Annotated in this window: 3 protein-coding genes; 2 read left to right on the top strand and 1 reads right to left on the bottom strand. The window is 65.0% G+C overall.

The annotated features are described in order from the left end of the window. Positions 1 to 150: 150 nt before the first annotated feature. The gene (mnmC, locus tag AC0SZ7_RS19190) at positions 151 to 2,124 is read right to left on the bottom strand and encodes a bifunctional tRNA (5-methylaminomethyl-2-thiouridine)(34)-methyltransferase MnmC2/FAD-dependent 5-carboxymethylaminomethyl-2-thiouridine(34) oxidoreductase MnmC1 (RefSeq protein ID WP_475505856.1); all 1,974 of its coding nucleotides are present in this window, start codon (positions 2,122 to 2,124) and stop codon (positions 151 to 153) included. A gap of 117 nt (positions 2,125 to 2,241) precedes the next feature. Between mnmC and AC0SZ7_RS19185 the strand changes: the two genes are divergently transcribed. Together AC0SZ7_RS19185 and pap are read left to right on the top strand one after the other, a co-directional pair. Further along, positions 2,242 to 6,540: a dermonecrotic toxin domain-containing protein gene (locus AC0SZ7_RS19185; RefSeq protein ID WP_475505855.1), complete on the top strand. Its 4,299-nt coding sequence runs from the start codon at positions 2,242 to 2,244 to the stop codon at positions 6,538 to 6,540. Between the two features lie 43 nt (positions 6,541 to 6,583). Next, on the top strand, positions 6,584 to 8,074 hold the full coding sequence (gene pap / locus AC0SZ7_RS19180; protein WP_475505854.1) for a polyphosphate:AMP phosphotransferase: 1,491 nt from the start codon (positions 6,584 to 6,586) through the stop codon (positions 8,072 to 8,074). The last annotated feature ends 543 nt before the right edge of the window (positions 8,075 to 8,617 follow it).

Here is an 8,617-nt window from a genome sequence, read left to right as displayed (position 1 = left end):
TGGGCGCTGCTTGGCCCGGGCGGTGTGGGGCCAAAAACGGCGGGGGGCCACCCCAGCTCCCACAAGACACAAGCGGCCGAAGGCCGCGTCAGAGGCGCCGCGCTGTTCCTGGCACACCGCGGCGAACCTGGACGCAGCCTGCGGCAGCTGCTACGGCTTGCCCTTTACCAGGTTGCGCACCCAGAAGCGGTTGGGGTGGCAGGCTTCGGCTACCGCACGTGGCAGCGGCAGCGCCTCGTTGTCCAGCCAGGCGGCAATCAGTTCGCCACTCAGCGGCGCGGTGATCAGCCCGCGTGAGCCGTGGCCGCTGTTCACGTACAGCCCCGGTAGCCAAGGGCAGGGCAGGGCAGGCACCTGGCGGGCGTCGCGGCCGAGGATGGCGTAGGTACCGGAAAACGCCTCCCGGTCGGCCACTGGGCCGACGATGGGCAGGTAGTCAGGGCTGGTGCAACGGAACGCAGCGCGGCCCTGCAACTGTTCGGCCGGCAGGTCGGCAACCCCCAGGCGGGTGGCGAGGTCGGCGGATATCTCGTCGAGCATCGCCAGGTTGCCCTGGTGCTCGGCCAGGGTGGGGGTGAGGTCGTCGTTGTGGAAGTCAAAGCTGGCGCCCAGGGTATGTTCGCCCAGGCGTGCAGGGGCCACGTAGCCCTCGGCGCACACCACGGTGGCCAGCGCGGCGCTGGCATCGGTCTGCGCCAAGCGGGTGATTTGCCCGCGGATGCGCTTGAGCGGCAATTGTGCGGTGTGCTCCATTTCGCGCACCTGGGCCGCCGTGCACAGGACTGTCGCCGGCGCGCTGGCCAGCAGGCGCTCGCCGTCCCAGGCCTGCCATTGGCCGTCGATATGGCGCAGTTGCAGCACCTCATGGTGCGGCAGCACTGTGACCCCCGGTTGCCCGGCCTGGAACCGGCACAGCGCCGGTGGGTGCACCCAGCCGCCCTCGGGGAAGTACAGGCCGCCGCTGGGCAGTTCAATGCCGGCCTGGGCCTGGGCGGCTTCGCGCGTCAGCACGTGGAGCAATTGCGCGTCGAAAGCGCTGGCCAGTTGTGCCTGGCGCTGGGCTTCCTTGTCGTCGAATGCCAGCTGCAGCACACCGCAGGCGTCCCAGTCGCGCCCGCGCTGCAGCTGCTCCAGCAGCCGTCGGGTGTGGCCGAAGCCACTGAGGATAAGCTGCGACAGCGCCGTGCCGTGGGCCGACAGTTTGAGGTACAGCACGCCTTGCGGGTTGCCCGAGGCCTCCTCGGCCACTGCTGCATGACGCTCCAGCAGCGTCACCCGCCAGCCGCGCGCAGCCAGGCTGGCGGCCGTGGCGCAACCGGCAAGCCCGGCGCCAATCACCAGGGCGTGGCGCTCGCCAACAGGCTGTGGCGGGCGTGCGAACCAAGGCTTTATCCGCTGGGCGGGCGGCCCCATGGGGCCCACGAACGCCCCGCGCAGCACCTCCCACTTCTTGCCGATGCCGGGGATGCGCTTCATCTTGTAGCCCACCGCGATCAGCCCGCGTCGCACCCAGCCGGTGCTGGTGAAGGTGCCCAGGGTGGAGCCCGGCGCGGCCAGGCGCGCCAGTTCGGCGAACAGCTCGGGGGTCCACATTTCCGGGTTTTTGGCCGGTGCAAAGCCATCCAGGAACCAGGCGTCGACCTGGGCGTCCAGCTGCGGCAGCTGTTCCAGCACATCGCCAATCAACAGCGTCAGGGTCACCCGCCCGCCGTCGAACACCAGGCGCTGAAAGCCTGGGTGAATGGCCACGTACTGCTCCAGCAGCGGCGCGGTGAACGGCGCCAGTTCCGGCCACAGCGCCAGGGCACGGCTCAGGTCGGCGTGGCTGAGCGGGTACTTCTCCACGCTGATGAATTGCAGGCGCGCACCGGGCGCGGCACGGTCGGCGAACAGCTGCCAGGCGCAGAAGAAATTCAGGCCGGTGCCAAAGCCGGTTTCGCCGATCACCAGGCGTTGGCCATCGCCCAGCGCGCTGAAACGTGCGCTCAGGTCGTTCTGGTCGATGAACACGTGGCGCGTCTCTTCAAGGCCGGAAGCGGCGAAATAGACATCGCCGTACTGGCGCGAGGTAGGGCGGCCCAGGTCGTCCCAGTCGATCTGGGCGTGCAGTGGTTCGGTACTCATGTTCGGCTCGGCGACAGACAAGCGCCCATGATAACGGCGGGTGGTGTTTATTGCCGCCTTTTAGCGGGGAAGCGCTTGATAACGTGGCGCCTTGCAACCTGATCGCAAGGAGCGACCATGACCCTTCCCCAGTATTACCATACCCCTGTCGCCCATGGCGGCGACACCCCCACCCGTGACCGTGCTCGTGTGGTGGCGAGCAATTTGCCGAAGTGGCTGCTGGATGCACCGGCGGCGGTGCGCACTGCCCTGGTTGCCAGCCAGGCCAACAGCCAGGCAGCGCGCAAGGCGCTGGCCGACTGGCTGGCGCCGCTGCCCAAGCTGGACGAATTTGCCGAGCAACAGCTCAATGCCGCGCTGCAACCAACCTTGGGCGAGGTTGATGTACGCAACCATGTGCTGGCCTGGCATAAGGATGTCGGCTCGCTGAGCGTGCCGCGCAAGCACATGTCGCAGCAGACGTTGCTGCACGCCGCCCTGCAGAACTTCGTCGCTGACGAGGTGTTTGGCCGCGAGTCATCGTTGCTGCCGGCGGGCGCCCTGACCATCGAGGAGGGCGGCTTGAAATTCCGCTACAACCCGAACAGGGCGCTGGCGATGACCCCCACGGGCTTCGCAGCGGCGTGCCGCACCCTGGACATCGGCGGCCAGTACCAGCTGCAGCTCAAGCAGCGTTTCGACCCTGCGGACGACAAGGCGCGGGTCACGGCGCTGTTCACTGACAACGACCGCTACAGCTTCGAGGTGCAAGCACATATCGCCCAGTTGCGTGGGCACATCAGCGAGGCGGCGTACCAGGCGCTGCTCGGCATCGCCAAAGGCGACGCTGCCATCTGGGGGGCGAAGGCGGTACGCGTCGCTGCGTTGCGGATGATGCAGAGTTCGACTTTCGAGGGCGGTGACCTGCATGGCCCACTGCTGGTGGATACCGCCGATGGCGGCCCCTGCGTGTTGTACCTGCCATTGGAACCCGACACCCCCTTCAAGGAGTACAAGTCGCTGCAGGCAGCCCATGATGCCCTGCGCGAGAAGCTGCGCAGCGAGGCTTATCGGCGTTACTGGCAGCGGTTCGTCAGCCAGCGCGAGGCCGCCAGCTTTGCCGACCACCTGAAAGACCGCCTGACCCCGCTGGTAACCATTTTCCCGGCCACACCGCGCCGCGAGCCGGCGCCGGATGCCAACCTCAACTTTGAGCGCGTCGAGTTGACCGGCCCCTTGTTCGCCGCCGTGCACGCCCGTCGGGTGGCGCGGGTACTGGATGACGGCAAGGTGTTGGCCATGCCCACCGCCAACATAGACCAGCAGCAACGCGATGAGCGCAACCGCGGGTGGCTGGCAGCAGGCCTTGAGTTGCTGGGCGTGGTCGCGCTGTTCATCCCCGGCATCGGCGAGCTGATGCTGTTCTGCGCCGCCGTGCAGGTGGTGGCCGAGATCTACACCGGCGTGCAGGACTGGCGCCACGGTGATGCCGATGCGGCGGCCAGCCATGCCTTGGGCGTGGCCGAGAATGTGGCATTGCTGGCGACCCTCTACGGCGCAGGCAAGCTAGTCGCACCGCCGAAGACCCCTGCGTGGCCAAAGGGGGATGCGTTGGATGAACTGGTACCGGTGCGTCTGCCCGATGGCCGTGCAAAGCTCTTGCGGCCTACACTGTCCGGCTACGAGACCACCGTGGCGTTGCCCAAGGGCGCGCCGCTCAACGATGAGTTGTTGCTGGAGCACGAAGACCAGGAATACGCGCCCATCGGCAGCAAATACTACGCCGTACGCCGTGACTACGACGTTGAAAGCGAGGCTCAGGTCTGGCGTGCCACGCACCCCACCGACACGAATGCCTATGAGCCGCTGGTAGAGTTTGATGGCACTCAGTGGCGCCTCAAGCCGGACCAGTCTGTCATGCTCAGGGGCCGCACCTTGCGTGCCATGCTGGATGCGCCGCTGGAGCGCCTGGATGCCACGGATGTTGAGTTGGCCTTGCGCTGCGTGGGTGTGGACGCGGCGTTGCTGGACGAGACCTTCCACCGCGACAGCAAGGCTTCCGCTTTGCTCGCCGACACCTTGCTGCGCTTTGACATAGCCGAAGCCATTGCACAGCACCGCGCGAACACTGAGATCAAGCATTCGAGCCTGGCGTATAAAATCGCCGAGACGTTCAAGGCTCAAGCTCAGACTGGCGACGACAGTGAGCTGTTCGACGTGCTGTACAACGACTCCCATTACGGTAGCGGCCCCGAGGTAGCGGTGCTCATCCGCGACTTTCCCTCGATACCCGTCACCGTTGCCGAAGAGATTCTTGGCAAGTGCGGCCCGCAGGCGAAGCGTGAGATTGTGCAGGGCAAGCGCCTTCCGCTCGTTATTGCCGAAGAGACGCGAGAGTACCTGCGGGCGCTGCGTCTGAACCGAGCCCTGGAAGGGCTGTGCCGGTCGCAATTGAAGAGTGCCGATAGCGAGTTGCTTGAGGCGGATTGGCAGGCACGGCTGACCCCCGACACCACCGCTGCACAAATTCGCGAGGCCGCGCTGAATGATCGCCAGCAGTGTTCACGGTGGTTGAACCAACTGCCCACGGGGCGGTTTTTCACGGCACCGGTACGCGATGATATGGGGCGTCTGGGCTACCCGTTGTCGGGGCGCCGGCCGGGCACCCAGTCAAGACGCCTACTGAGTCAGCCCCAGATGGTCGCCAAGGTGAAGAAGCTGTTTCCCTCGCTGACGCGCGAACAGGCGCTTGAGTACTGGGGCACCCTTCAGCGCCCCGGTGATACCCAGGCTGACGTGCTGGCGGTGCTCGATGATTTGCTGCAACAGTACAATGAACTGGATCTGCACCTTGCCTTCTGGGTGGAAACCTCGCCTTCCGCACAGGCCTTGCAGCGTTTCGATGGCAGCCTTGAGGAATTGCAGCACCAGCGTCGTGACGCACGTTCACTGATCATGAGTGCCTGGGGCCGGGGCGGCCCCGAAACCCTTGTGCAGCCCGACGCTGGCCAGGCGCTGGTGCTGCATGGCCGCACACTGCTGGACCTGCCGGTGCTGGCACACCGATTCAACTTCATCCACGACCTGGACCTGAGTGCCTGCCAGGTGTCCGCCCAGGACCTGGCTCACCTGTTGCCGTGCTTCGGCCAGCTGCGCAAGTTGAGCCTTCACGCCACGGGGCTTGATGCCTTGCCGGACCTGTCGCACCTGCGCGCTACCCTCAGGGTCCTGGACCTTGGCGGCAACCATCTGTTGGTGGACCAGGCCATGCTCGATCAGTTGGGCAGCCTGACCCGCTTGGAGCGCCTGTCGCTCAATGGCAACAGCCTGCTGGGCGTGAGCCAGGCGAACGGCTTCGGTGATCTGGTCAGTATCGACCTGGGCAACACCGGCATCGGCAGTTGGCCTGCGTGGGTGGGAGCACCGCCCAAGCTTGAGGCCGTCGACCTGCAGAATGCTGGTTTGAGCAGCATTCCTGAGGTTGTGCTGAACGAGGAGGGCCCGCGCATGACCTTCGTCAACGTGCGCCACAACAGGCTGTCGACCACTACTTTCACGCGGTTGGCGGCGGCGCCACGGCCGCATAGGCGCTTCAACGTGTTTTTCCCTGTGCCAGACGACGAAGCATCAGTTTCTGCCATGGCCAGCCCATGGCTGGTGGGGCTTAACGCCGAAAAGCGGCTTGCACACATGGACGCCTGGGCCAAGCTGCACAGCCTGCCGTCATCGAGCCATTTTCTTTGGGTTATCAACGAGCTGCGCAAGACCACCACCTTTACTCTAGACCGGTCAGGGCTTTCCCTGCGCGTACAGGCGCTAATTCTGGCGGCCGACAGGCAGCCAATGCTGAAGGCACGCCTGTTCGACCTCGCCAGCCGTGGTCGTTTTCTCGACGACGACGTGCTGATGACGTTCAGTGACCTGGAAATGGCGGTGTACAGCTACTCACCTGCCGAGCCGCGGGTGAAAGAAGGCACCGAGAAATTGCTGGAGGCACGCCTGCGTGCAATATTCCGGGTAGAACAGATCCGCTTGCGCGCTCGTGACTTCATCCGTGGTCCCCTGCGGCTCCCCAACGGCATCGAACGCCAGGGCACTATCAACCTGCAACTGCGCTGGACCTTGGGGGAGCGCCTTGCGCTGCCGGCGCGCCCGCTACGGGCGCCGGTGCAGGGCACGCAATTGCTCAGCGCCGCGCAAGTCGACGCCGTCGAGGCTGCGGTGCGCGAGGCCGAGGCAGGTGAGGCGCTGGTAGACTACCTGGTAGATCAGGAGGCCTGGTATGGCCTGCTGAGGCGTGCCTATGGCGAGGAAATCATGAATGCCTTGGCGCCGCTGGAGCAGGCGGGCCAATGGGAACAATGGGGGGCAATGCTCAAGCGTGTACGCCAGCAATTGACCCGTCGTTGGCTGGGCCGCAGCGAGGTCACCGCCTGATGCGCTAAGCTGCAGGGTTCAAGCCGCCAAGGAGCCCATGCTTATGTTCGAGTCCGCCGAAATCGGCCACGCCATCGACAAGGAGACCTACGACGCCGAAGTGCCCGCCTTGCGGGAGGCCTTGCTGGAAGCGCAGAACGAGCTCAAGGAGCAGGCGCGTTTTCCGGTGATCGTGTTGATCAATGGCATCGAGGGGGCGGGCAAGGGCGAAACCGTCAAGCTGCTCAACGAGTGGATGGACCCACGGCTGATCGAAGTGCGTTCCTTCGATCAGCAGACCGACGAGGAACTGGCTCGGCCGCCGGCCTGGCGCTACTGGCGCCAGTTGCCGGCCAAGGGCAAGATCGGCGTGTTCTTCGGCAACTGGTACAGCCAGATGATCCAGGGCCGTGTGCACCGCGAGTTCAAGGACGCGGTGCTGGACCAGGCCATCAATGGCGCCGAGCGCCTGGAGCAGATGCTGTGCGATGAAGGTGCGCTGATCTTCAAGTTCTGGTTCCACCTGTCCAAGAAACAGATGAAAGCGCGCCTCAAGGCGCTGCAGGACGACCCGCTGCACAGCTGGCGCATCAGCCCGCTGGACTGGCAGCAATCGGAAACCTACGACCGCTTCGTGCGCTTCGGCGAGCGCGTGCTGCGCCGTACCAGCCGCGACTACGCGCCGTGGCATATCATCGAAGGCGTCGACCCACACTACCGCAGCCTCACGGTGGGAAAACTGTTGCTCGAAGGCCTGCAGGCCGCCCTCCAGGCCCCCACCGAACCCCTCCACCAGAGCGTCGCCCCCTTGGGCCGCAGCCTGGACGGCAAGAACCTGCTCGACAGCCTTGACCTCAGCCAGCAGCTGGACAAAGACCACTACCGCAAGCAACTGACCGCCGAACAGGCGCGGCTGGCCGGGCTGATGCGCGACAAGCGCATGCGCCGCCATGCCCTGGTGGCGGCTTTCGAAGGCAACGACGCCGCCGGCAAGGGCGGCGCCATCCGCCGCGTGTGCGCAGCGCTGGACCCGCGCCAATACAACATCGTGCCCATCGCCGCCCCCAGCCAGGACGAGCTGGCGCAGCCGTACCTGTGGCGCTTCTGGCGGCAGATTCCGGCGCGCGGCAAATTCACCATCTTCGACCGCAGCTGGTATGGGCGGGTGCTGGTGGAACGGGTGGAAGGGCTGTGCAGCGACGCTGACTGGCTGCGTGCCTACAGCGAAATCAACGACTACGAAGAACAGCTGCACAACGCCGGCGTGGTGGTGGTGAAGTTCTGGCTGGCCATCGACAAACAGACCCAACTGGAACGCTTCCAGGCCCGCGAGGCGGTGCCCTACAAGCGCTTCAAAATCACCGAGGACGACTGGCGCAACCGCAAGAAATGGGACCAGTACCGGCAAGCCGTCGGCGACATGGTCGACCGTACCAGCACCGAGGTGGCGCCGTGGACGTTGATTGAAGCCAATGACAAGCATTGGGCGCGGGTGAAGGTGTTGCGTACGATCAATGATGCGTTGGAGGCGGCGTTCAAGCATGACAAGAAATAGGTAGCGCTGCGGCGCTACCCGCGCTACCGCGCTGCTGCTACGCCGCGAACTGCCTCTGATCTTGATTCCGTGCGGCCCTTGATCTTGATTGTGTGCCCCATAACGCGCCAGGGCCGACTGGAGTAATGGATATGTTCGCGGGCTCTGTATCCCGCTTCGGCGATTTCGAACATATCCATTTTCGCGGGGCCACCACCGACCGTTTCGGCCTTACGCCGACTCACTTTTTTTCAGACGCCAAAAAAAAAAAGCAAAAAACGCTTGCCCCTGCTTGGGCCCTACGCTTCGCTACGGGTCCCCTCCTTCCGGCGCCGCTCAACGGGCAGACGGCACCCGCTATAGAAGCCTGCGGGTTACCGTCTCTTCGGCCTGCGGCCTCGGCCCTACGGGCAGCCCGTTGATCGACGCCTCCAGTCGGCCCGGGCGCTTTACGGGGCATACAATCAAGATCACAAGCCAGATCACAAGCCAGATCACAAGCAGATCAACTGCAGATCAACTGCAGAGCATCTGCCTGGCCAAACCTTCGCGATGGCGCGGCAT

It is taken from the genome of Pseudomonas sp. JC1203 (assembly GCF_056175065.1).
The sequence above is the reverse complement of the archived record's forward strand: the minus strand, read 5'-3'. Positions and strand labels throughout refer to the sequence as shown.